We start from the raw sequence: 22,261 nt of genomic DNA on the forward strand, positions 1-22,261 counted from the left end.
CCGTCCTGCCGCCACAAGGCTTCGTTAGGAGTGTTATGTCAGTTTACGACCAGAACAGGGTGGCGATCACATGCAGTTTTCTTGCGCTTTGCGAAGACGTGTTTTAGATCGGCTCCAATTATGACCATTTTAACCTTGGGACTGCCCATGCGACGTATCTTTTTATCCGCTTTTTGCGCCCTTGCTGTTGCTGCCTGTCAGTCTGGCCCCACTCAACGGTCATCGCTGCCCGATCAGCCGAAGCTGAGTGTGCCGGCCGGTGCGCAATCGGTGAAGATCGCTGCCGATCCGGCAAGCGTGCGGTCCGCCCTCGTTTCCAGCGCCAAGGAACGCGGCACCGTCGTGTTGCAGGATCAACCCAACATGGTGGTTCTGGAACGGCCGATGACCGGCCAAAATCCGGCGCTCGATTCTGAATTCGGACCGTCCGACAACGGCCAGCGGGTGATCCGCATTCGTGTTCGCTTCACCGGCACGCCTTGCCAGACACTTGCTGTGCAGGACCTTGCCGTGATCAACAATGTGCGAACCGCGCTGGAGCAGAGCTTCGTCCTGCCGGGCAACCCGAACACGATGCAGAGCCTGCAAGGCCTGAAATCGCGCGCGGAACAGGGCAGCACCTGTCCGCCGCTGTCTTCCTGACGGGCACACCGTCACTCTAAGAATAAAAGAGGCGTGGCCGCATCTCCGGCCACGCCTTTTTCGTATCGAACTGTGCCGGACTGCACCGGAGCGGCTCACAACAGGGCGGAACCTCACCTCACTCCGAACGCATTCACCGGCAACACTTTTGACCTGTCACGCCGGTACAGCTTCAGCGGCGAACTGCTTCAGAAACTCTTCGCTCGGCGGGATCGGCTTGATCACGTCGATCATCACCCCGTTTGGGTCGCAGGTGATGAAATGGCGCTGACCAAAGGCCTCGTCCCGTAAAACCTGCAAGACAGGCAGCCCGTTTGCCCGCGCTCTCTCATAAACCGCGTCCACATTCTCAACTTCGAAATTGAGCAGAAGTCCATTCGCTCCCCGTCCACGGCCGGTTTCCGGAATGGTTTCGTGGGTCTGATCCAGGATGGCGAGGTTGACGTTTTCGTCTTCTTCCGACTGCAGATGCACATACCAGTCGGCTTCGAACACCGCCTTGAAGCGAAAATTGTCAGAATAGAACCGGACTGTTTCGGCAACTTTGTCAGTCATGAGGACAGGGTAATACTGGGTACATTTCATCGCTTCTCTCCTGTTCATCGCCAAGCCGGGTGGCAATGGCCCGCTCCGTCCGGCCTCGGCCACGTCTTGAGGCTTTTCAAGCGCAACAAATATACATACAATCTGCATGTATCTTTTGATTAACATACAGGCTGCATGTATGCAAGATAAGAGCCCGGAGAAGACTGGTGAGCGGCGCACGCAGGCGGAACGGCGCGCGGAAACGCGCAAGGCCCTGCTGGAGGCGGCGCGCGCGCTGATCGTTGAAAAAGGCTACGCGGAAACCGGAACACCGGAGATCGTGAAAGCCGCCGACGTTACCCGTGGCGCCCTCTATCATCACTTCGCCGACAAGGCGGATCTGATGCGGGCACTGGTCGAGCAGGAAGCCGAAGCGATTGCGGCAGAGATCAACAGTCAGACGAACACCGCCCAGACACCGCTCGATGCCTTTATGTCAGGGGCCAGTGCCTATTTCTCGGCAATGTCCGTTGCAGGCCGGGCCAGGATCATGATGCTGGAAGGACCAACCGTGCTGGGTCTGGCGGAAATGGCTGAGATCGACCGGCAAACCGGCGGCGCAACGCTTCTGGAAGGCCTGCGCCACGCGGCCCATCATGGTGCGCTGAAAGACGTTCCGTTGGAACCGTTGGCCAATCTGCTTTCCTCCGCGTTCGACCGTGCGGCATTGGCCATTGCGAATGGGGGGGACAGACAAGCCTATGAAACCGCGACCCGCAAACTGCTGGCCGGGCTCCTGACCGACTGACGATCAGCGTTCATGTCGCGATGCTTCAAGACGGCGGACCAACAAGCTTCTAAGGCTGGCGACGAACCAACCAAGCGGGAGACCCAAGTGATCCTCAGATACACCATCCTCTATGTCGACAATGTACCCGCGGCGCTCGATTTTTACGAGAAGGCCTTCGGACTGGAGCGGCTGTTCCTGCATGACTCCGGCGACTATGGCGAACTGGCAACCGGAGAGACGAAACTCGCCTTTTCCTCCAAGTCGCTGATGTCTCAGCTCGGCAAGACACCAGGCACGCCCAACCCAAGTTCACCGGTGTTCGAACTGGCCTTTGAAACGGAGGACGTTGCAGCCTCCCTCGCCCGCGCCGTCGCCACCGGTGCAAACAAGTTGCAGGATGTGCGCGAGGAGCCCTGGGGCCAGATCACCTCCTATGTGAGCGATCCGTTCGGTTACCTCGTCGAGATCTGCTCGCCGGTCCAGTTGCCGAGTGCCGGTTGAGACAACAGCGACATGCAATAAGGGTCCCGGCGCAATTGCGCCGGTGAGCCGCCAAACCAGCGTCTCAGGTCACGCGTCATATGGGCCTGGTCGCTGAAACCGCAGGCGGACGCGATCTCCACCAGCGGCAGCTCGGTCGCCAGAAAGCCTGCCGCCCTGCGGGCCCGCGCGAGCAAGCGCCAATACTCCGGTGGTGGCAATCCCTGCTCCCGAAACCGCCTCTGCAGTGTTCGCACCGAAACGCCCGCCTGCTTCGACACCCGCTCCACGGTTGCCAGCGGCAGCGTCAGGGCAACGATCACATCGTCCAGATCGTTGGTCTCATCAAGGGCATTGCCGAGGATATCTTCCAACTGCGCGCAATCGCGCGCGACGGCCGCAAGAACCTCGTCTGTCACCACGGCCCCAGGGCGCAACCGGAACCCCGTGATTTGTGTTCCCTCCGCAAGTTCTGAAACACGCGGCTGAAAATCCAGATCCGTCAGCAGAACCTTTTCCCGCCTGCCCCGCTCGCGTACCACCAGCACATCACGGCAGCCATCCGGAAAGATCAGGGCATTTTCCGCCCTGTCGATCCGGTGATGCCATTTTTCGAATCTGACCATGCCGCTCATGAGGAGATCTTTATCAGCTGGCCAGCACGCAAGCGAGAAGCCTCAACGTGCGCCCCCCTCCGCGTCTGAAATGATGAAATGCGATCTCGCTGGAGAGGTCCATGCTGCAAATTCACTTCGGTCAGACTAGAGCGCTGCCTCGCGCCGCTCCCGCCCCCAATAGCGTGTAAAAGTCTCAAGTCCGTCCACGGCGGATCTGTCCGCCTTTTGAGCCGATTTCGCCAGCAGCCCGGCCAGATGCGCTGCCGCCGCGCTTGCACCGCGGATATCGTCTCGCTCTATGGCAGTCGGACAAGCCCCGAAGGTTGCGTGGGGCAGGTCCAGCCGCGAAAGGTCTCCTGGCTCACAGCGCGCATCGCCTTGCACTGACAGGACACCTTCAAAGGCCGCCGGGTAGGCGTTGCCGCCCCGCGCCGGTGCGGAACCGACAATCAGACTGCCCGCCTGTTGCAGCCGGGTGACGGCCACTGACAGCTCGATGGTTGAGCGCGCCATACCGAAGGCACATAAGACGATGTCTGGCGGATCTTGCGCAAGCCAGGTGAAGGCAGCACAGACGGCCTCCAGCGACGTCGAAAGCTGCCCTGGAAACACAATGGCATTGACCAACTGAACATCTTCCGCGTGCGCGCTCAGGGTCTGTGCCATGGCCTCGGCATGGCCCGTTGCAAGGTCAGCGCCATCCGGCCTGCAAAACCACTCTTGCGCCGCCAACCCCGCCCAGCCCTGCGGCAAGGCACCGTCTATCAGCCCGACCCGGATCACGAAACGGCCTCCCCCGCCTGCAATGTCAGCTCGCCGTCAAAAGCGCCATACCGTTCAGCGTCCCCATGGGTGACGACAAGGCGGGTGCGGTCGCCAAATCGGCTGTCGATCCGCGCCATGATCCGCGAAACCCGGTCCGCGTCGACTTCCGACAGGCTTTCGTCAAGGATCAGAACCTGAAACGGCTGCAGCAGGGCCCGGGCAAGACACAGCCGCTGGCGCTCGCCACCGGAGAGGTCCAGCCCGCCCTCGCCCAGCATCGTTTCAAGTCCTGCACCTGCGAAACGATCTTCCAGTTCCACGAACTGCAGAACGGCGTGCATGTCGTCTTCATCCGCGGCAGCAGCTCCAAGACTAAGGTTGTCCGCCACGGTGCCCGAAAAGACATGCCCCTTTTGCGGCACCAGAGCGACGACCGCCCGAACATCGTGGAGCGACAGCTGGCGCAGATCCGTGCCATCCAGAAGGATGGTTCCAGCTTTCGGATCATCATGGCGCTGAAGCAACGACAGCAGCGATGTCTTGCCGATGCCGGATGGTCCACTCAGCCGGATTTTCTGCCCCTTGGGCACGGTCAGGGAGACATTCTCGAACAGAGGTTTGCCTCCATCCGGCGCATAGGCAACACCGGCCAGCACCAATTCGCCGCCATCGGCAGCCAGTGGCACAGGCGACGCCGGATCCTGCACATCCGGCACCGCGCTCATGATCCTGTCCAGCCGGTCGAGCGCCGCCTTCATGCGGGCCTGTCCGTGCCAGAGCGAGATCAACGACTGCATCGGGCCAATCAGGAAAGCGAGGTAGGCGGTGAAGGCAATCAGAGACCCGAGCGGCATCGTGCCGTCGATCACCGCCAGCCCGCCGACCAGAAACACAGCACCGCGCAGGATCGCTGTCAGCAGCATCGGCACCGCCCGCGTCACCTCGTTCCACATCTGCGCCGACAGCAAGGCCGCAACGAGGCTTTGCTGCCGCGCTTCAATCCGATTTGCCGCCGCACCGGTCGCGTTGAGTGCCCGCAAGGCCCCGAGACCGGTGATGGTCTCCGCCAGGCCCGACGCCAGCACCCCGCGCGCGTGCCGCACTTCCCCTGCCTTCTTCTGGGTCACGGGCCGGGCACGGGCGAAAAACAACAGCTCGACCGGTGCCAATGCGAGCGCCAGAAGGGCCAGTTTGGGCGCCAGTACAAACAGCATGACCAGACCGCCGATCAGCCTCAGAAGGCTGCCGCCGCCATTGACCAGCACTGCGAAGGTGAATTGCTGCACTTCCCCGGCATCGCCATCCAGACGGCTCATGAGTTCGCCGATGGATTGTTTCGCCTGCCAGCGGGGCGACTGGGCAAGGATCCTGTCAACGGCCGAACGGCGCAGGTCTTTCAAAAGTCGTGCCGAAAACCGCAAGTGCAGCAGAGAGTTGAGCGCCCCAAGCGCCAGCGCCGCCAGCCCCACGCCAAAGAGCATGGCCACAAACAGGACAAGCGCCTGCTTGTCTCCGGCCATCAGGCCCCGGTCGATGACAAGCTTGGTAAGATACGGCGGCACCAGCGCCGCCCCTGCCGCCACAAGGGACAACAGAAACAGCATCGCCAGCGGCCACCGGTAGGGCGCGACCAGCGGCACGAGCCATGCCGCCTCGCGGCTGCCGAAAACCCGGTTGAACAGGCCACGCAGCAGCAAAGGCCGGGACGGCGCTGGCCCGGCCTGGTCTGCTCCTTGCAAGGAAACTGCCTGTTTCATCCGCTTTCCATGCCTCTCATGTCTCTTCATTGTCATCCCGGCGAAAACCGGGACCGAGGAACCTCATCAAACCGTTGCTCGAACAGGAGTTCAAGGTGTCCTCGGCCCCGGTACGTGTTTCGCTTTCCGGGATGACAACGAAGTTTATCGCGTGACCTAACTGCCTGTGTTGATCACCTGCATCGTACTGGCAGCCATGTCACCGCCCGAAGGCAGGTAGATTTCGCCGATGCGTTCCAGGGTCTCGGCATCGTAGACGCCGATATCGTCATTGGTCCCGCCGACATAGATTTCCGTGCCGTCGGAGGAGATGTTGATACAGTAATAGGTGTGCGGCAGGTCAACCCGCTTGATCAGCTCCTTCGTCTCGACATCATGTTTGGAAAGCTGAGTGTAGACACCGTAGAGCTTGCTCTTGTCGTTGGGGTCGCGCACAGCGGAGAACATGATGACTTCCAGGCTGGCGAAATCCTGCATTTCGCTTTTCCCTGTCGCCAGGTCAACCGATTGGTATCCCCACACGAAATCGGCAATCTCGCTCATCGACTCGTCGGTGAACTTGGCGGCCGAATACAGCAGCAGGAATTCGTTGGCCTGCGTGCCGATGGGCCAGAAGGCCAGCACGTCCGGCGGTGAGTAGGTCTTCCGGTCCCAGGACGCATTCTTGATCTTGATCGAGATCTCGCCTGTCTTCGGGTCGATGGCATAGATCTCGTGTCCCGCGGCATAGATCATGCCATCCTCGCCGGCCGACATCACCGTCATACGGCGCGGGGCTGGGAAAGTACGCACAGGTTCGGCGTCGAGACCCGCAGCCGTCTCGTAGACCGCGACTTCCGGCTCCATGATCTCATAGCGGTCGGCATGCAGCCGCACCGGATTGCGCACCGTGTAGACTTCCTTGCCATCCTTGGAAACGGCCAGGGACGCAATTGACTTGCGCCGGACATTGCCTTCGGACTGATACGCCGAAAACACGGTTTCGCAGGTGGAAAGATCAACGCCGAACACGTCTTCCCAGCGATTTCCGAGGATGTAGGCGATCTTGTTGTCCGGGGACATGACGATGACACCGGGGATCAGGTTGAAGTCGAGCTTGCAGTCGTTCTGTACCTTGCGCGCCTTGGCATCGATGACATACAGCCGGTCGGGCTTTGCCACCGCGACGATCAGGTCCTTGGCGATGGCCGGTAGAGCAGTAACGCTCAGGGCCAGGGCTGCGGCTGCCGCAGCAATCAGATTTCGCATCGGGTTTCTCCGAATATCTTGTAGGGCATCAGCCGGTCAGGTTTCGCTGTCGGACGGGAAAACCGTTCCGAGCGAGCGCCAGTCCTTGCTGGCATTGTCGGCATCGGCGCCCCAATCCGGATAGGAATTGATCGTGTCCGGCACCTGGGCCGGCCACCAGCACGGGTCAGAGCAGCCGTAAAGATCGGCCTCCATCGGCTGGCAAAGGGCGGCGACACCGCCGAACGGGTCGACCTCCCAGCCGGGATCGAGGGTTGCTGTGCAGCCCACGACCACAGACTGCATGGCCCGCACTTCGTCCATCTTGTCGGTTTCGACCGCAGTGACCACGCGGTCGGCTTTCTGGTTCAGGGGTTTCAAGTGTCTCATTTGCCGAATGCCCTCCGAGGCATGATGTGATCCGAAAAGAATGCCGGTGCGCCGGCGATCAACTCGCCATAAACGCCGATGCCGAAATCCACCCAGTCGCGCATGAGGTCGCAATAGTGGTAGGTCGGCTTCATCGGATCGGAGAAATGGGCGTAACTCTCGTGGTAGCAGCCGCCCGCGCAGATATTGCGGATGCGGCAGGTGGAGCAGCCCTTGTCGGTGCGGTCGGCCCTGTCCTCGATGAAGCGGGCCAGCTTCTGCTTTTCAATGCCACCATCGACCGTGCCGTAGGTCTCCATGTCGGAACCGGTGAACCGGTGGCAGAGATTGAGCCCGCCCTCGTGATCGACCGCCAGCATGCCGAGCCCGGCTCCGCAAGGCAGAGCCTTGGACCGGCCTTCGTAAAGGTCGTTCATGAGCTGGTGCATGTTGGAAAAACCGATGTTGCGCCCCAGAAGCGCTTCATCCCGATAGTGCTTCCCGAGACGTTTCATCTCGTCGAACACTGTCTGAAGCTCGTCTCCGGTCAGGTTGAACGGCGCGATGGGACCGGAGGTCACCGGCGAGAAGCCGACTTCATGAAAGCCGATCTCGTTTTTCAGGTGATCCCAGATCTCGTAGACCGCCGTCACGCCATGGGTCAGCGTCACCCGCCCGCCGACAGGGCGAGAGGTGTAGCGTTCCAGCAGCATCCTGGTCTTGGAGGCAACGACGTTGTAGGTGCCCTTGCCGCCGACAGTCTTGCGGTTCTTGTCGTGAAGCGCCTTCGGCCCGTCCATCGAAACGGTCAAGCCGAACCGGTGGGCGTTGAGCCAGTCGACGATTTCCTCGGTCAGAAGTGTCGCGTTGGTCGTCATGGTGAAGTCGACACGCTTGCCGAGAGAGCCGAAACGCTCTTCCGCGTAGGCAACCACTTCCTTGATCAGGCCAAGGTTGCTGAGCGGTTCGCCGCCAAAGAAGACAATATTGTAGCTGTCTCGGTCGGGGCTTTCCGCCAGCAGCAGTTCGATTGAGCGTTTTGCTGTCTCGAACGCCATCCGCCGGCCCTTGGACGGCGTATCCAGATCCTCCTTGTAACAATAGGTACAGGAGAGATTGCAGCCCGTGTTGACGTTGAGGACAATCGTCGTCAGCGGGAAGTTCTGGATATGGATCGGCGGCCGTTCCGCCCTTGGCGGGCGGCCGTCGGTGATGATGTCGAGATCCAGCAGCGAACGGATTCGCTCGGTCACCTCGCTCGGATCGACACGGCCGCCGAAACGCTCCCGGACATCGTCTTCGGAAACCTTGTTGCGGTTGCTGAAGAGGTCAATCACGTCATTGTCGAGCCGGTCGATCTCGAACAGAGATGTCGTCGGCACGTGGAAGAGCAGATGACGCCCGTCCACCTCGACCCGATGCGCGTTCTGCGGCTGAAAAAAGAGATATCCCATGGTTTCAAACTCCTGTTTCAGCGGATCGGGGGATCGTTCCAGCGCTGCACCGTAACGATGAGCTGACCTTCACCGGTCGCCTCGCCGCTGGTTGCCAGCACCTTCAAATTGCCCGCATTGTTGGTGGAGAACGGACGGTCGGGATTGGGGCCGGCAACGGCCGGCATGAAGATGCCGAGCGTTTCGTCCATCGTCCCTGCGAATTGCGTGTCCTTGAGCTCTTCCGCTTCTTCGTTGAAGGGCGCGACCGACCAGGTAGCCGGCACGGAGCCGATGCGGATATCGTCTTTCGTCCCCGGCTTACCGTCCGGACCGTTCCAGTAGCCGACCGCATCGAAGTGCGCCGGAACCTTGCCGGCTGAACCACCGCCGCCACCGACACGGGCAACCGCAAAGGCCGGTTCCACCTTCAGGCTGTCGATATGGCTGTAGACAGCAAGCGTGTCTTCGGAAGTGGTATCCCCGGAGGCAATCGTGATCAGGCCGTCGGCATCTGCGGCGGGGTCCACGTCGATGGCTGCACCATAGGAATTGGCCTCTCCACCAGTGGCCTCAAGCGCACCGCTGAGGGCGACTTCGCCAAGCCCTGTGCCGACGATCTGAACCTTTGCGTTGCTGCCGGCCGGAACAGTGGACGGAACCACGCCAACAATGGCCGGATCACCATCCGCCCTGGCCGCCTTGAAGGCACCTCCCAGGCTGTCTTCGGCATGCAGGAACTGGCGGCCGCTCAGACTGCTGCCGTCTTCCGAAATTTCCAGGATCTGCCGGTACTTCGTGCCGCCAATGTCAAGGTTGGCGCGCCATTCGTAGCCCGTGTAGACGTTCAACTTGCCGGAAAGGGTCAACTCTTCGCCGTCGACGGTCATCAACGTGCCGGATACCTCATAAGGCTGGCTATCGCCGGTGACTTCAAGCGCGCCATAGGCCTCGCCCTTTTCCGGCAGGGTGGTTGCAAACACCCATCTGCCGGTGGCATCCGGCTTCTGGGCCGCCAGCCATTTGCTCCAGGCTTCCGATTCCAGCGGATACCGTTCGGCCAAAAGCGGCACCACTTCCTCGCGGGCCAGTTTCAGCCATTGCCGGTCGCGGGCAAGAGCCTGATATTCCAGGGTCGGCCATTGGCCGAGGTGGAAATCGATATGCAAACCCCATTCTTCCGGTGTCCGCCGCTGCAGCTTGAACCGGGCGCCGGAATGGCAACGGGCGCACATTTCGCCGAGCGGGGCTTCCACCTGCTCCTGGTAATCCGGATCGCGTTCCAGAGCATACCGCAGCCCTTCGGTCTCGCTTGGGGCAAGGCCTTGCGTATCGGAAAGGTAATGGACCAGCTCACTCTGGACGGCGGGCTCGATTTCCAATCCGTGGAAGAGGCGCATGCGCACGATGGTCATCAGCCAGCCTTCGGGCGTCTTGCGCTGGCCGCTGATACGGCTGAGCGCGCCGTTGTCGTCGACCATATGACAGCCGCTGCAATTTTCCTCCAGAAGCGTAGCCCCATCCTGCGCCCCGGCTGGAACAGGCATCAGAAGCATTAGCCCGGCAATGCCGGCCAGATGCCCCTTTCGCATTCGTTTGATCATGCTGTTTCCCTCGTTTTGGTCTGGTGTTGTTGTGTGCGGCTCAACGAGCCGTGCAGAAGGCCGCGGCTTTCAAGCCAGCCGAAGGCGGCCTTGAGCGCGGGAGACGGTGTGCAAGGCGGTGGCTGCGCCCTTGCGGAAGACGGAAAGAACGGCTTGAGATCGCCAACCGGGATACCCGCGACATAAGCAACGCCGCCGGGATCCTGCGGCGTCACCAGAACCTCCCGTTCGACCAGCCGGTTGCTGTCGACAACGACGCGCTGTTGCAGGTGGATTTCCGAAACGTCCGGGTGTGAGGGCGCGTCGTCCGGCCAGCAAACCCGCTCTCCCCAGAAAGAATTGCCAGAAAGACGCGTTTCCAGCCGGTAGAAGTCACGCCCGGTCCGGGCCTGACGCCAGAAGGTTTCCACCACGCGGTCACGGTAGAACCGGGCTGCGAGTTGCGGCCCCTTTTCCGGGTATTCCAGAATGGTCAACACGCTCGGCACCGCGGAAAGTGCGGAGGACAGGGCCCAGAACAGCCCGTGACCGGACAAGGGGTCGATCGCAACCGCGGCATCGCCAACCGGAATGACCGGAAGCTGCAGGCAAGGAGCAGACAGAACCAGACCGGCGGCCCTGGCGATCAATGGATCCTGAAAGGAAAGATCTGAGAACCGACCGGCAAGTTGTTCCTGGGCAAGAAACCGGCTCATCCGGTCCCGCAGGGCTACCTGACCGGATCCGCTGAGATCGTCAGCTCCGATGGAAATCTGCAGCCAACGGCCAAAATCCGGATCTTCCGCAACCCAGAGCCAACCCTGCGGCGTCGCTTCCACATGGGTGCCGGCAACACCTGCCGGTTCCTGGACCAGGCCTGCGATGGCCAGGGTTTGCGGACCTTTGAGGCGCTGGGCGGAACCGGCTTGCCGACCGCGTGCGTCGATCAGCAGCCGTGCGCGGACCTCCTCACCTGTCGAAAGCTTCAGGAGCACGCCCTCATGTACTTCGGATTTCAGGATACGGCCGAGGCGCGCCTGTCGGGTCTGCGCACCCGCTTCAAGGGCTGCACGCCTCAAGGCTTCATCGAAGACATGACGGCGGACCAGTCGCTCACCATTGGCGGTGCTGTTGAGGCCGGCCCATGTCACATGACGAGGTAAGGGCGCGCTGGCAGCCGCCAGCGCTTCGTCGAGCCCCTTGGCAATGAGAAGCTGCGCCACCCGCTCGCCAAGGCCTTCCAGCCTGGGTCGGCAAGTTGCCGGGTCGATCATGAGCACGCTGAGCCCGGCACGAGCCAGCTCACGCGCTGTGAAGGCACCAGCGGGTCCACCGCCGGCCACTGCCACATCGATGCAGGTTACCAAATCTGTTCCCTCGTCCGGACGCCCAAGTTTTCAAGGTACTGAACCGGATCTCTCTGTGCTGCCCATTAGAGAGAGGGCTTTTGCGTACTTCTCGACAATTTTGGCCAATCTTTACGTAGATCTTGAAATCCCGCGGACCTCAATTGCAACAGCTGCTGAACTCTGCTGTATTTGTTACTTCCACTTGGCGTCACCTGCGTCAGGTGGTTGAAGCGAGGCTGTCGGGAGAGGGCGAGAGTCATGCCAAGAAGTGCAACAATCATTTCAGGTGCCTTGAGCGGTCTGCAGTCGATGCTGATCGACAAGGGCCTCGAACCTGCGGCACTGGGACGCCAGAGTGGCGTCCCGATTGACGCCTGGCACGACACGCACGTCGAGATACCGCTGTGTTCCTTTGTCGAAATTTACGAGCAAGGTGCGGCGATGCTCGACCAACCTGGCATCGGCTGGCAAACTGGCCCCAGGCTTCGTCTTCACGACCTCGGCGAGCTGGGTGATGCGCTTTTGACCGCATCCACTGTCGGCTCGGCCTTGCGGACTTTTGAACGCTTCATAAAATTCGTCCAGAGCGAGACGGATTTGCAGCTGTCCGTCGAAGACGGTGTTGCCACGCTCACCTACCGCATCCTCAATCCGGATATCTGGCCACGCAGGCAGGATGCCGAATTCACACTGTCCGTGTTAAGGGAACTTATCCGGCGTGGCGCAGGCGCCGACTGGCAGCCCGATCTCATCTGCTTTGAACATACCTCTGCACGCCCGCTGTCGATCTGGGCGGAAACCGCAGGGGGTTTCTGCCTGTTTGACTGTGAAACGAACGCTCTCAGTTTTCCTGAAAGGGTTCTGAGCGCACCAATGCCACGAGAGGTCGAAGACGGTCATCGAAATGCCCTTGCCAGTCTGAGCCAGGCTCTTGCGAGCAGGTCCCACACCAAGTCTTTGACAGCCCGCACCCGCACGGCCATTTACGAAGGGCTCGGTTCAGGGGCTTCCGACCAGGAAGCCGTTGCGCGGAGGCTTGGCCTGTCACGCCGCAGCCTGCACCGGCACCTGGGCGAGGAAGGCTTGCGCTTTTCCACCCTTCTGGAAGACTGCCGCTATCGCATAGCCCGCCATGCCCTTGTCGACACCAGTCACTCGCTGGCGCAGATTGCCTGCGAACTTGACTATTCCGACCAGACCGCCTTCGAGCGGGCGTTCAAGCGCAAGACCGGCATAACGCCGAAGCAATACCGGCTGAGCTATAGCCGGACACCTGCCCGCTAGTGATCCCCGGCGAGGTTTGCCGAAAGCCCCGCGCCCGTTCCGGCCCAAGCTAGCACCGCTCAGCAAGTTCGGGATGCGCATAGGCCTGCGGATAAGGCATTGGCCGGAAAGGCCCAAGCGGAACGACGTTGTTCCACGAGCGTCCGAAATAGCCCTGTCTGCAGTGGATCAGCGACGAACTGTCGGCGACACCCGGCAAGGCGTGAACGCGGCACAGCCAGCGCCACAGATTTGGATAATCCAGAATGCGCGCGCCGTTCAGCTTCATGCGTACAAAATAAACCGGGTCATGCCGATAAAGCGTCGGAAACAGTCTCAGGTCGGCTTCGGTAAAGCTGTTGCCGGTCAAAAACGGCCTGCCATCGGCACCCAGCCGGTGTTCCAGCTCTGCCAGCAGGGTGAAATACCCTTCGTAAGCTGCTGCATAAATACTCTGGTCGGATGAAAATCCGGCCTTGTAGGCGCCATTGTTGATCCGCGCGTAGATCGTTTCGTTCAGGGCGTCGATCTCCGCCTGCAGATTCGCATCATCCGGATAAAGGTCAGGCCGCGCTTCCTGGGCAATTGTGCTGCCCAGCGCCCCGGCGTACGCGTTCAGCATGCGGATGATCTCGGCGCTTTCATTGTTGACGATGCGCTTTTGCGTCTTGTCGTAAAGAACCGGGACGGATCGTTCATCCGATCCTTCTGCCTGGTAGATCTGTTTCACCAGACGCAGCCCCTCCCCCGTCGCCGTTTCCTCCGTGCACTCCGGCAGGGGCTCACCCGTCAGGCTGGCAACTCTTTCAGGATTGAATTCCCATAGATTCTCCCCTGCCGGGTCATCTTTTTCAGTCCGGCCCGGAAAGGCGACGTCCATGGAAACCCCTGCCTCCAGCCCGAGCACGCTTCTGGCCAGCGTCACCCGGTGACACCAGGGGCAATTGAGTGCGACGAACAGATGGTACCGCCCGGGCTCTGGCGGAAAATCTTTATCGCCAATGGCAGAGCGAAACCCGCTGACACCGCGCACGAACTCCCCTTCCGCACGCCGGCTGGCGGCATCGGTCTGGTTTTCTTCCTTCGACAAGTCGGCAGTCGGCTTGGGCATCGTCTTTCTCCGCGTCTTTCAGTCTGAAACCAGCACACGGCCGGGAGCAAAACCGCGCCGGCCGTGCGTTGCAGCTATCCGCGCAGGCGATGGTGAAGAATGATCGGCACTGCCAACTCCTCTTCATCGCTCAGGTGGCGCGACAGCAGTTTTTCTATCATCTCGGTTACCGGCTGCAGCTTTCCAGCCTCCTCGCGCGCCTGTGCTTCGTCAAGCTGGACCAGCTTGATTGCGAGGTTGGCGGTCCGCGAAAACCGGAACAGCATCGCGTCCAGCGCTTCGTGGTCCTTTTCCAGGATTTCCAATCCCTTCTCGAAACGCGGGTCGGCCTCACACAGTTCCGGAAAGTATCGACTGTCTTCCCAAGTGTGGTGGCCGTGGAGATTGCGCACCAGAAGGTCGCCGTAACGAGACAGTCTGGCGGCAAAAGCGTCCGGGTCTATCAGCTTCTCCAGATAGGCCTGCGTTTCGAGACGCACCAGTTCCGCCAACTGCCGGAACATCACATGTGCCCCCAACCAGTTGCTGGTTTTCTCCTTGAAGCCTGGATGCGCTTCCCAGGTATCACGCGGATACGCATCCAGCAGAATGCGCATGTCCGCGGGCATTTCCGTGGTGCGAATATCAATCTCTGCGTTCATGGCGTTTCCAATCTGCTTGTGGGCAGGCCGGAGCACATTTCACCGCTGTGAAATGGTCCGACACTTCAGGTTCTCCAACAGATAGGAAGTTGCAAATTTCATAACCAGATATCAAAATAAGGGTTCTTCGTTCTAATTTGGAGAACATCATGGGGCAGATGGAAGACCTGCGCCTGTTCGTTCAGGTGGCTTCGAGCGGCAGTATCTCGAAGGCGGCTGCGGAACTCGGCATTGCAAAATCGGCCGTCAGCCGCCGCCTCTCCCTGCTGGAAGATCGCTATGGAAGCCGGCTGGTCGACCGGTCTCCCGGCCGTTGGGACCTGACCGAAACCGGACGCGAGCTTTTTCAGCGTGCGAGCCGCGTTGTCAGCGATGTCGACGACATCGAGGACGATTTCCTGAGCAGCGGGACAGCGCCTTCCGGGCCGCTGTCGATCTCTATCCCGAGGGATTTCGGCCACGGCTTCCTCAACACGGCGCTGATCGATTTTCAGGCTGGGCACCCGGAGGTCCAGCTGACGGTGGATTTCGATGATCGGCTGGTCGATCTTGCCAGAGAAAACTATGACTTTGCGATCCGCATCACCGATACGCGGCCTGACGATGCCATCGCCCTGAAACTGGGCACCGTGGAGCACTGTCTCTTTGCCAGCCCGGGCTACTTGCGCGCCCATCCCGCGCCGCAATCGATAGACGATCTGCAGCAGCATCGGCTTCTTCATTTTGGCTGGGCACGGCGGGCCGTCTGGGAGTTTCAGACACACAAGGGCAAGCGCCAGCGACTTGAGTTTCAGCCCGCGCTCAATTCCAACAGTAGCACCTTCCTGCTGGAGGCAACCGTTGAGGGGCATGGTATCAGCCGTCTGCCGGATTTCATCGCGACAGACGCTCTGGCAGCCGGAAAACTGGTGCCCCTGCTACCGGACATCGCCGAACCGGCATGGGGCATTTATCTGCTCCATGCCCGCGAACGCCGCCTCAACCGGCGCATGCGCCTGTTTGCAGAGGAAATCCGGGCAGCGTGTCTTTCCGGCCTAGGCAACGAGCCGGAAACAACAGCCTGACTTAACAGCCGGCTCCTGGAAAACCCGGCTCCATCTTTCGCAAATCTAGCCCCGGCCCACGAACGGCATGCCGGTTGCCATCACCGTCAATGTCAGCACATTGGCGTCCAGCGGCAGGCTGGCCATATAGGTGACCGCATTGGCAACATGGGCGGGATCGATGGTTGGCTCTGAGGCTGTTTCGCCGTTGGCCTGCAGCACACCGCCGCTCATTTTGGCCGTCATGTCACTGGCCGCATTGCCGATGTCGATCTGGCCGCAGGCAATATCGAACGGACGCCCATCCAGAGCGGAAGATTTCGTCAGGCCGGTGATCGCATGTTTGGTCGACGTATAGGGAGCTGAATTCGGCCTTGGCGTCGTTGCTGAAATCGAGCCGTTGTTGATGATGCGTCCGCCGCGCGGCTCCTGCGCCTTCATCAGCCGGAAGGCCTGCTGGGTGCAAAGAAAGGCCCCGGTCAGATTCGCCGACACCACAGCGCTCCATTCCTCGAACGAGATGTCCTCCAGCGGGACGGACGCGTTCGAGATGCCCGCATTGTTGACCAGAAGATCCAGCCTGCCGAACGTCTTGGAAATCTCATCGAAGAGAGACTTTACCGATGCCGGATCACCGACGTCCGCGGCAATCCACGACACATCGTTGCCGGTATCGCCGGAGAGCTCGGTCGCCGTCTTTTCCAGGACATCCTTGCGGCGACCGCTGATCACAACCCGCCAGCCGGCCCGGCTCAAACCAGCAGCGACAGCCTTGCCGACCCCCGTACCGCCCCCGGTCACAAGCGCAATCCGGCCCTTCACGTCAAACCCCTCTGCGGTCATGGATATCTGCCTCCCAATTCGTCTTCGATATGTATGCGGATGATGTCGTCAAAGCTGGTTTCCGCCTGAAACCCGAGATCCAGAGCCCTTCTGGCGTCGAAGTTTCTCGGCCAGCCGTCAACAATCTGAACGATGGTTTCGTCCGGCTCCCGGCGGATCAGGCGCACAGCCTTTTCCCCGGCAACCCGTCGCAGTGCCTCGATCTGCTCCCCGACGGTGGCGGAAAGCCCCGGCAGCGTAAGCGTGCGGCGCGGGCCCATGCGGCCTGTGTCGAGCCGCGCGGCATGAATGAAAAAGCCGACAGCAGCACGTGGGCTTGCAAACCAGTGGCGCACCTTTTCATCCACCGGCAGCACAGCCTCCTGCCCGGCAAGCGGCTCGCGCATGATGTTTGAAAAGAAGCCGGAAGCGGCCTTGTTGGGCTTGCCCGGGCGAATGCAGATCGTCGGCAGGCGCAGACCGATGCCGTCGAAGAAGCCCTTGCGGCTATAGTCTGCCAGCAGCAACTCGGTGATCGCCTTTTGCGTGCCGTAGCTGGTCAGCGGTGTTGTGAAGAACTCGTCGCCGATCTTTTCGGGAAACGGTTGGCCGAACACGGCAATCGACGAGGCAAAGATCACCTTCGGAAAATACGGCTCGCGCGCGCCTTCGATCCGGATAGCTTCGAACAGCTCGCGGCTGCCGTCGAGATTGACCGCATATCCCTTTTCAAATTCCTGCTCCGCCTCGCCGGAGACGATGGCCGCAAGGTGGAAGATGACATCCGGGCGTGCAGCGATCAGCGTCTGAGCGGCTCCAGGCGTCGAAAGATCCACGGTCACCGCCTCGGCAACACCGGGCAGCGCCGCAGGAACGTCAGGAGCGACAGCATCGGCCAGGGTCAGCCGCGACACGTCGAAACCGAGACTCCCCGGCTCTGCCGCCAGCTTTTCAACAAGCTTCCGGCCAACCATACCGGCAGCGCCGATGACGAGTATGTGCATGGAGGGTCTCCGCGGAGTTCAAGAGGCAGGAACGTTCCAACGAAGACTTGCGGAGATTGAGCGCAAGGGCAAGGCGGTTTCAGCGAAAAGGTGTTCTCCGCCCAATCGTACAACCTGTTTCTTCAATCGCGTGTTCCGCTTTCCGTGCCGATCTGGAGCCATGAAAAAGGGAGTAGTCGTCATCCCTGTAGAACAAACACACGAAACGGTATCCACAGCCCCATGGCCATCATCATCAGGCTTTCAGTCAACGAGACGAAACCGAGCGGAACCGGGGAACTGCCGCCAGCGCACGCGCACTTCAGCTCACGCTTTTCCAGATAGACCGCCTTGAAAATGCTGACAGCACCGATCAGACCGATGAAGAAGGACACCGGCGCAGACAGCCACACCAGTGTACCGGCCGTCATTAGAATACCGGCAAAGGCCTCTGCGTAGGGATAGATCCTGGAATAGGGAACCCAGCGCCGCGCCAGCAGGTCGTAGTTGAGAAACATCGTGGAGAAGCTCTCCACGTCCTGCAGCTTCTGAATCGCGAGGATCGTCATCGAAAGCGACACGAACCATTCCGCCGCGCGCAAGGTGACAGGCGTTCCATATTGATGCCAGGACAGGCCAAGGGCCAGAAACAGGGCAACGGCAAAGATGGCGATCACCGGCCTGTAGGTCGTGTCGCTGCGTTCTTCCTCAGGCGGATCGAGTTTGAAATAGACACGAAGGTCGTCATAGCCGCCGATCCGTTTGTTGCCGATGAAGGTTTGCGGCGTCGTCTCCACGTCGTGTTTTTCCATGAAGGCGTCGGTCTCCTCACGGGTCGTGAGGTGATGGTCCTCAACCGTGTAGCCCTGCCGCTCCAGCAGGTCTTTCGATTTGAGGCCATAAGGACAGATATGCTTGGGCATGACCATGCGGTAAAGCTGGGCCGTCTTTTGTGCGGCTGTGGCGTTCATGGGAAAGAGCTCCTTCATCAGGCGGGCCCTGACCGGAAAAGCCTCCTTGTGAGGAGGCTGCTCAACGCTTGAAGCAGTCGTCGCCAATCCAGCCAGATGCAAGTGTCTGTCGAGCAAACGCTAAGGCACACGGATGGTTGCGGGGGTCAGGTACCGTCTGATGTCATGGCGTCTTCCAGCACGTCATAAACCTGTCCCTCCCCCATCTGGCTGACATTGAACCTCAAAAATCCGGTCATCGATTGCGAAACGCTGAAAACGTTGCCGGGGCCCAGAACCACGTTCCGGCGCAATGCCGCGCGGGCGATGGCGGCAGCGTCCCTGCCCTCCGGCAATCGGCACCAGAGGTAAAAGCCGCCTTTGGGGTTGAGCCAGGGCTTTATCCCGAGCGGCTCCAGCCTGGCAGCGACCTCGCGCCGCTTCTTCGCAAGGCGCCCCCGCAAGGCATCCATGTGCTTGCGATAACTGCCGTCACTCAGAACACCATGGACCAGATCGCTTGCGACCGGCCCCGGTCCACCGAAATTGGTAGCCACCTGCAAGTCGACCAGCGCCTCGATCCAGTCCGCCCGCGCCGCGATGTACCCACAACGCACGGACGCAGACAGGGTCTTGGAAAAGCTGCCGATGCGGATGACCCTGTCCAGCCCGTCCAGAACGGCAAGGCTTGGCAGGGGCTCGGGTGCAAAGCCGCTGAAGATATCGTCCTCGATCACCACCAGACCGTGAGCTGCCACCAGGTTCAGGACCTTGTGCGCAACCTGCGGCGAGATGGTCGCGCCGGTCGGATTGTGAAGGGCGGAATTGGTAATATAGAGCTTGGGTTTGTGCCGTTTCAGCGCCTCTTCAAAAAGCACGGTGTCTGGGCCGCTGCGCGTGAACGGCACACCGGCAACGTCCACCCTGTGGGCCTTCAAGAGGGCTTGAAAGTTGAAATAACACGGGTCATCGACCAGCACCGTATCTCCCGGCCGCAGAAAGAACCGGCAGATCAGGTCGATGGCCTGCGTTCCGGAAGGTGTCAACAGAATCTGGTCCGGGCTCACGTCCAGCCCTTCGTCCGAGAACTGACGCGCCAGCAGGTGGCGCAGGTTCGCAGCACCCCGCGTTTCGCCATAGTCGAACAGGTGGCCGCCGCCGGCCCGGGCAAGAGCCCGCAAACCGCGCTGCATGGCCTCGTCCGGCATCCAGTCCGCCGGCAGCCAGCCGCAGCCGGGCTTCAGAACATTCGGCCCGGCATCAAGCGATTGGCGCGACACCCAGAACGGGTTGATCTCCCGGTCGAGCTGCGGCCCGACCTCCGCAACCGAAAATGGACGGGCGGCATCGGCCACAAAGAAGCCGGACCCGCGGCGGGCATAGATGATGCCTTCCGCTGCCAGCCTGTCATAGGCAGTCACCACGGTGGACGGCGACACTCGCATGGTGGCGGCAAACCCGCGGATGGACGGCAGTTTTTCACCGGGGTTCAGCGCGCGGCTGGCGATCTTGCGCTTGACGGCTTCCATCACCGTGGCCGTGCGTGTGTCCTGTTCCATGGGCGTGTCCGCAAAAGTGTATGGCAAGTGTAGTCAGTACAGTTTTTCAAAATTGTATTGCACTGTCTCTGTCCTGACCAGCCCCGCCGGACTAGTCCTGATCGAGCAACATGTTCCACCAAACGGGAACATTCGAAAAAAAGACAACAGAAAGACCGGAAATGCAGGCATCGATGGCAGGATGGGGCAGCGGGCTCCTGGGCGTTCTTATCTTCAGCGGCTCGCTACCGGCAACACGGGTTGCCCTTGGTGGCTTCAGTCCGCTGTTTCTGACCTCCGCCCGGGCTGTGGTCGCAGCCTTTCTCGGCATGGCTGTCCTGCTGCTTCTTCGGCAGGCGCGGCCACAGCGGCGCGATCTGACCTCGCTACTGATCGTCGCCCTTGGCGTCGTTGTCGGCTTTCCATTGCTGACGGCCCTCGCCTTGCAGCATGTCACCGCCGCCCATTCGATTGTCTTCATCGGCCTCCTGCCGCTTGCGACCGCCCTCTTCGGCCTGCTGCGCGGGATGGAAAGGCCGAGGCCGCTCTTCTGGGTGTTTTCCTGCACCGGCAGTGCCGCCGTTGCCGCCTATGCGCTGTCACAAGGGGCCGATCTTTCCTTCAAAGGGGATCTTCTGATGCTGGCGGCGGTCATCGTCTGCGGTTTCGGTTATGCGGAAGGTGCCGTGCTGTCCCGCCGACTTGGCGGCTGGCAGGTCATTTCCTGGGCGCTTGCCCTCTCGCTCCCGGTCATGGGCGCACTCGCGCTGCTCACATGGCCGGACAGTTGGACCGGCATCGATACCGCCGCCTGGGTGGGGCTCGGCTATGTCTCCGTTTTCTCGATGCTGGTCGGCTTTATCTTCTGGTACCGAGGCCTTGCCATCGGCGGCATTGCCAGTGTCGGCCAATTGCAATTGCTGCAGCCTTTTTTCGGATTGATGCTCGCCAGCCTGCTGCTGCATGAACCGGTGACCTCCACCATGATCCTCGTCACCACGCTTGTCGTCGGCTGCGTTGCCGGGGCCAAACGCTTCGCCTGACCACCGCCCGCTCGCCTGCCCGCACTCCCTGCCTGCTGGCACCTCGCTCATGGCGTTCCCTATTTTGCTTCCGCCTTCGGGGAAAATTTGCAATATGGTTCCGCTGCGTGAAATGACCTTCACCAGAGCGTGCCGGCGGATTTCGGCAAAATTTACTTAAGGCAAAAGACATGGGTTTCTTTGATTTCGTGAAGGATGCAGGCAAGAAGCTGTTTGGCGACGACGATGCGCCGGAAGCAAGCGCTGAAGCCATCCAAAAGGAAGTTGCCGAGCTGGGTCTCGACGGCGACGTCAAGGTTCAAGTCAGCGGTGACACCGTCAAGATTGCAGGTGCAGCCCCCAGCCAGGAAGCCCGGGAAAAGCTGATCCTTGCCGCCGGCAACGTGCTCGGCATTTCAAAGGTCGAGGACGAAATCACCGTAGAAAGCAGCGAACCGGAAGCCAGGTTCCACACGGTGGTCAAGGGCGACACGCTCTGGAAAGTCGCCGAAACAGTCTACGGCAACGGTGCCAAGTATCAGGCAATCTTCGAAGCCAACAAACCGATGCTGTCCGATCCGGACAAGATCTACCCAGGCCAGGTTCTACGCATCCCCGCCCTCTGACCTGCCAGTCGGCAAGACGAGGCCAACTCCCTGGAGGGAGACCAAGCTATGCGCCCCGGCTCCGTCCGCGCTGCAAACAGCGTCTCCCTCCTGCTGCTCCTTCGGCAGCAAGCCGCATGCAACCGTTTCCAGCAAGCCTTCCGCGCGCCACGCCCAACGACCACCGTGCGAATGAGTGATATGCCACCGCGTGCGGATCACGGCTTCCCCGGCAGATAAGCTGAGAGGCATCAGTTGAACGCTTTCTTTCGTATGCGTTTTACAACTGCAAAAGGCTTGGGAGGGAAGAGGTCTGTCGCACGAAAGATGCGACAAACCCAGGCCTGGCTAACCGAAAATGCCGCTAAGCAGGTTCGCAAACCAGAAATCCACTTGTCCAAATGGCAACACGTCATGCAGAAAGCCGACCAGGGCTGACGTGGCCGTAAGCGTGCTTATCCCAAGAACGACGCCGAGCGCTATCCCAATGCCCGCATTCCGCGGGACCCTCGCCAGCCAACAAGCCGATACGAATGAGAGAACAACGAATAAATACAGGAGCACGATTTCGGTAACTGAATAGCCGAAGGGCATGGAAATTTCCTGCTGCGCAATGTTTGAACCATCCTCGGTTGAATGTTTAGGACCCATCCACAGAAAGCCGATGAGATACTCCCGAGAGGCGTGCCTCTTAGCACAAGCACAATCCGTTTGAATATCCCGCCAATTCGGACCTGCAGCCATTT

The 22,261-nt window shown here is 60.6% G+C and carries 22 protein-coding genes; 7 read left to right on the plus strand and 15 right to left on the minus strand.

Going from position 1 to position 22,261, the window contains the following annotated elements:
- The first annotated feature begins 147 nt into the window (after nt 1-147).
- The gene (locus AC2A6O_RS13295; RefSeq protein WP_498927678.1) at nt 148-642 is read left to right on the plus strand and encodes a hypothetical protein; all 495 of its coding nucleotides are present in this window, start codon (nt 148-150) and stop codon (nt 640-642) included.
- Between the two features lie 156 nt (nt 643-798).
- Here the strand turns inward: AC2A6O_RS13295 and AC2A6O_RS13300 are convergent, their stop codons facing one another.
- Nucleotides 799-1,227 carry a VOC family protein gene (locus AC2A6O_RS13300; protein ID WP_498927680.1) on the minus strand — a complete coding sequence of 143 codons (429 nt, stop codon included), beginning with the start codon at nt 1,225-1,227 and terminating at the stop codon, nt 799-801.
- A 139-nt stretch (nt 1,228-1,366) separates the two neighbouring features.
- Here AC2A6O_RS13300 and AC2A6O_RS13305 point away from each other — a divergent pair, with 139 nt between their 5' ends.
- A complete protein-coding gene (locus tag AC2A6O_RS13305; RefSeq protein WP_498927682.1) occupies nt 1,367-1,975 on the plus strand; it encodes a TetR/AcrR family transcriptional regulator in 609 nt (202 codons plus the stop codon).
- A gap of 87 nt (nt 1,976-2,062) precedes the next feature.
- Complete coding sequence (locus tag AC2A6O_RS13310) at nt 2,063-2,458, plus strand: VOC family protein (protein ID WP_498927684.1); 396 nt, start codon at nt 2,063-2,065, stop codon at nt 2,456-2,458.
- Here AC2A6O_RS13310 and AC2A6O_RS13315 read toward each other — a convergent pair.
- The 8 genes from AC2A6O_RS13315 to qhpG form a co-directional block, all read right to left on the minus strand.
- On the minus strand, nt 2,410-3,072 hold the full coding sequence (locus AC2A6O_RS13315) for a helix-turn-helix domain-containing protein (protein ID WP_498927686.1): 663 nt from the start codon (nt 3,070-3,072) through the stop codon (nt 2,410-2,412). The genes AC2A6O_RS13310 and AC2A6O_RS13315 overlap by 49 nt on opposite strands.
- A gap of 126 nt (nt 3,073-3,198) precedes the next feature.
- Nucleotides 3,199-3,837: a S8/S53 family peptidase gene (locus AC2A6O_RS13320; RefSeq protein WP_498927688.1), complete on the minus strand. Its 639-nt coding sequence runs from the start codon at nt 3,835-3,837 to the stop codon at nt 3,199-3,201.
- Complete coding sequence (locus AC2A6O_RS13325) at nt 3,834-5,576, minus strand: ABC transporter ATP-binding protein (RefSeq protein ID WP_498927690.1); 1,743 nt, start codon at nt 5,574-5,576, stop codon at nt 3,834-3,836. The genes AC2A6O_RS13320 and AC2A6O_RS13325 overlap by 4 nt, the downstream gene beginning before the upstream one ends.
- A gap of 156 nt (nt 5,577-5,732) precedes the next feature.
- Complete coding sequence (gene peaD, locus AC2A6O_RS13330) at nt 5,733-6,824, minus strand: quinohemoprotein amine dehydrogenase subunit beta (protein ID WP_498927692.1); 1,092 nt, start codon at nt 6,822-6,824, stop codon at nt 5,733-5,735.
- A 36-nt stretch (nt 6,825-6,860) separates the two neighbouring features.
- On the minus strand, nt 6,861-7,193 hold the full coding sequence (gene qhpC, locus AC2A6O_RS13335; RefSeq protein ID WP_148586296.1) for a quinohemoprotein amine dehydrogenase subunit gamma: 333 nt from the start codon (nt 7,191-7,193) through the stop codon (nt 6,861-6,863).
- On the minus strand, nt 7,190-8,626 hold the full coding sequence (gene peaB / locus AC2A6O_RS13340; RefSeq protein WP_498927694.1) for a quinohemoprotein amine dehydrogenase maturation protein: 1,437 nt from the start codon (nt 8,624-8,626) through the stop codon (nt 7,190-7,192). Before peaB ends, qhpC begins: the two co-directional genes overlap by 4 nt.
- Nucleotides 8,627-8,643: 17 nt before the next feature.
- Nucleotides 8,644-10,209 (minus strand): quinohemoprotein amine dehydrogenase subunit alpha, encoded by a 1,566-nt coding sequence (peaA, locus tag AC2A6O_RS13345; RefSeq protein WP_498927696.1) that lies wholly within the window; start codon nt 10,207-10,209, stop codon nt 8,644-8,646.
- Nucleotides 10,206-11,555 carry a flavin-dependent monooxygenase QhpG gene (gene qhpG / locus AC2A6O_RS13350; RefSeq protein ID WP_498927698.1) on the minus strand — a complete coding sequence of 450 codons (1,350 nt, stop codon included), beginning with the start codon at nt 11,553-11,555 and terminating at the stop codon, nt 10,206-10,208. The genes peaA and qhpG overlap by 4 nt, the downstream gene beginning before the upstream one ends.
- Nucleotides 11,556-11,795: 240 nt before the next feature.
- Between qhpG and qhpR the strand changes: the two genes are divergently transcribed.
- Nucleotides 11,796-12,821 carry an AraC-like transcriptional regulator QhpR gene (gene qhpR, locus AC2A6O_RS13355; protein ID WP_498927700.1) on the plus strand — a complete coding sequence of 342 codons (1,026 nt, stop codon included), beginning with the start codon at nt 11,796-11,798 and terminating at the stop codon, nt 12,819-12,821.
- 49 nt (nt 12,822-12,870) lie between these two features.
- Here qhpR and AC2A6O_RS13360 read toward each other — a convergent pair whose 3' ends face one another.
- Together AC2A6O_RS13360 and AC2A6O_RS13365 are read right to left on the minus strand one after the other, a co-directional pair.
- Entirely contained in the window at nt 12,871-13,911 is a 1,041-nt protein-coding gene (locus AC2A6O_RS13360; protein WP_498927702.1) for a glutathione S-transferase C-terminal domain-containing protein, read from the minus strand.
- 74 nt (nt 13,912-13,985) lie between these two features.
- Nucleotides 13,986-14,552 (minus strand): hemerythrin domain-containing protein, encoded by a 567-nt coding sequence (locus AC2A6O_RS13365; protein ID WP_498927704.1) that lies wholly within the window; start codon nt 14,550-14,552, stop codon nt 13,986-13,988.
- A 149-nt stretch (nt 14,553-14,701) separates the two neighbouring features.
- Here AC2A6O_RS13365 and AC2A6O_RS13370 point away from each other — a divergent pair, with 149 nt between their 5' ends.
- The gene (locus AC2A6O_RS13370) at nt 14,702-15,616 is read left to right on the plus strand and encodes a LysR family transcriptional regulator (RefSeq protein WP_498927706.1); all 915 of its coding nucleotides are present in this window, start codon (nt 14,702-14,704) and stop codon (nt 15,614-15,616) included.
- A gap of 45 nt (nt 15,617-15,661) precedes the next feature.
- Here the strand turns inward: AC2A6O_RS13370 and AC2A6O_RS13375 are convergent, their stop codons facing one another.
- The 4 genes from AC2A6O_RS13375 to AC2A6O_RS13390 form a co-directional block, all read right to left on the minus strand.
- Nucleotides 15,662-16,438 (minus strand): SDR family oxidoreductase, encoded by a 777-nt coding sequence (locus AC2A6O_RS13375; protein WP_498927707.1) that lies wholly within the window; start codon nt 16,436-16,438, stop codon nt 15,662-15,664.
- Nucleotides 16,435-17,421, minus strand: a complete 987-nt coding sequence (gene denD / locus AC2A6O_RS13380) for a D-erythronate dehydrogenase (protein WP_498927709.1) — start codon at nt 17,419-17,421, stop codon at nt 16,435-16,437. Before denD ends, AC2A6O_RS13375 begins: the two co-directional genes overlap by 4 nt.
- Before the next feature lie 179 nt (nt 17,422-17,600).
- Nucleotides 17,601-18,371, minus strand: coding sequence for a MauE/DoxX family redox-associated membrane protein (locus AC2A6O_RS13385; RefSeq protein WP_498927711.1), 771 nt, complete (start codon nt 18,369-18,371; stop codon nt 17,601-17,603).
- Nucleotides 18,372-18,517: 146 nt separating this feature from the next.
- Complete coding sequence (locus tag AC2A6O_RS13390; protein WP_498927713.1) at nt 18,518-19,909, minus strand: aminotransferase-like domain-containing protein; 1,392 nt, start codon at nt 19,907-19,909, stop codon at nt 18,518-18,520.
- 161 nt (nt 19,910-20,070) lie between these two features.
- Between AC2A6O_RS13390 and AC2A6O_RS13395 the strand changes: the two genes are divergently transcribed.
- A complete protein-coding gene (locus AC2A6O_RS13395; RefSeq protein ID WP_498927715.1) occupies nt 20,071-20,931 on the plus strand; it encodes a DMT family transporter in 861 nt (286 codons plus the stop codon).
- 170 nt (nt 20,932-21,101) lie between these two features.
- A complete protein-coding gene (gene lysM / locus AC2A6O_RS13400; RefSeq protein ID WP_498927717.1) occupies nt 21,102-21,536 on the plus strand; it encodes a peptidoglycan-binding protein LysM in 435 nt (144 codons plus the stop codon).
- Nucleotides 21,537-22,261: the final 725 nt, after the last annotated feature.

The sequence above is a fragment of the Labrenzia sp. ATLA3 genome (assembly GCF_057180185.1).

Bases quoted from the DNA above. Each gene is read 5' to 3' on its own strand.
- AC2A6O_RS13295 (WP_498927678.1), top strand. From the start codon at position 148: ATGCGACGTATCTTTTTATCCGCTTTTTGCGCCCTTGCTGTTGCTGCC.
- AC2A6O_RS13300 (WP_498927680.1), bottom strand. From the start codon at position 1,227: ATGAAATGTACCCAGTATTACCCTGTCCTCATGACTGACAAAGTTGCC.
- AC2A6O_RS13305 (WP_498927682.1), top strand. From the start codon at position 1,367: ATGCAAGATAAGAGCCCGGAGAAGACTGGTGAGCGGCGCACGCAGGCG.
- AC2A6O_RS13315 (WP_498927686.1), bottom strand. From the start codon at position 3,072: ATGAGCGGCATGGTCAGATTCGAAAAATGGCATCACCGGATCGACAGG.
- AC2A6O_RS13325 (WP_498927690.1), bottom strand. From the start codon at position 5,576: ATGAAACAGGCAGTTTCCTTGCAAGGAGCAGACCAGGCCGGGCCAGCG.
- peaD (WP_498927692.1), bottom strand. From the start codon at position 6,824: ATGCGAAATCTGATTGCTGCGGCAGCCGCAGCCCTGGCCCTGAGCGTT.
- qhpC (WP_148586296.1), bottom strand. From the start codon at position 7,193: ATGAGACACTTGAAACCCCTGAACCAGAAAGCCGACCGCGTGGTCACT.
- peaB (WP_498927694.1), bottom strand. From the start codon at position 8,626: ATGGGATATCTCTTTTTTCAGCCGCAGAACGCGCATCGGGTCGAGGTG.
- peaA (WP_498927696.1), bottom strand. From the start codon at position 10,209: ATGATCAAACGAATGCGAAAGGGGCATCTGGCCGGCATTGCCGGGCTA.
- qhpR (WP_498927700.1), top strand. From the start codon at position 11,796: ATGCCAAGAAGTGCAACAATCATTTCAGGTGCCTTGAGCGGTCTGCAG.
- AC2A6O_RS13360 (WP_498927702.1), bottom strand. From the start codon at position 13,911: ATGCCCAAGCCGACTGCCGACTTGTCGAAGGAAGAAAACCAGACCGAT.
- AC2A6O_RS13365 (WP_498927704.1), bottom strand. From the start codon at position 14,552: ATGAACGCAGAGATTGATATTCGCACCACGGAAATGCCCGCGGACATG.
- AC2A6O_RS13370 (WP_498927706.1), top strand. From the start codon at position 14,702: ATGGGGCAGATGGAAGACCTGCGCCTGTTCGTTCAGGTGGCTTCGAGC.
- AC2A6O_RS13375 (WP_498927707.1), bottom strand. From the start codon at position 16,438: ATGACCGCAGAGGGGTTTGACGTGAAGGGCCGGATTGCGCTTGTGACC.
- denD (WP_498927709.1), bottom strand. From the start codon at position 17,421: ATGCACATACTCGTCATCGGCGCTGCCGGTATGGTTGGCCGGAAGCTT.
- AC2A6O_RS13385 (WP_498927711.1), bottom strand. From the start codon at position 18,371: ATGAACGCCACAGCCGCACAAAAGACGGCCCAGCTTTACCGCATGGTC.
- AC2A6O_RS13390 (WP_498927713.1), bottom strand. From the start codon at position 19,909: ATGGAACAGGACACACGCACGGCCACGGTGATGGAAGCCGTCAAGCGC.
- AC2A6O_RS13395 (WP_498927715.1), top strand. From the start codon at position 20,071: ATGCAGGCATCGATGGCAGGATGGGGCAGCGGGCTCCTGGGCGTTCTT.
- lysM (WP_498927717.1), top strand. From the start codon at position 21,102: ATGGGTTTCTTTGATTTCGTGAAGGATGCAGGCAAGAAGCTGTTTGGC.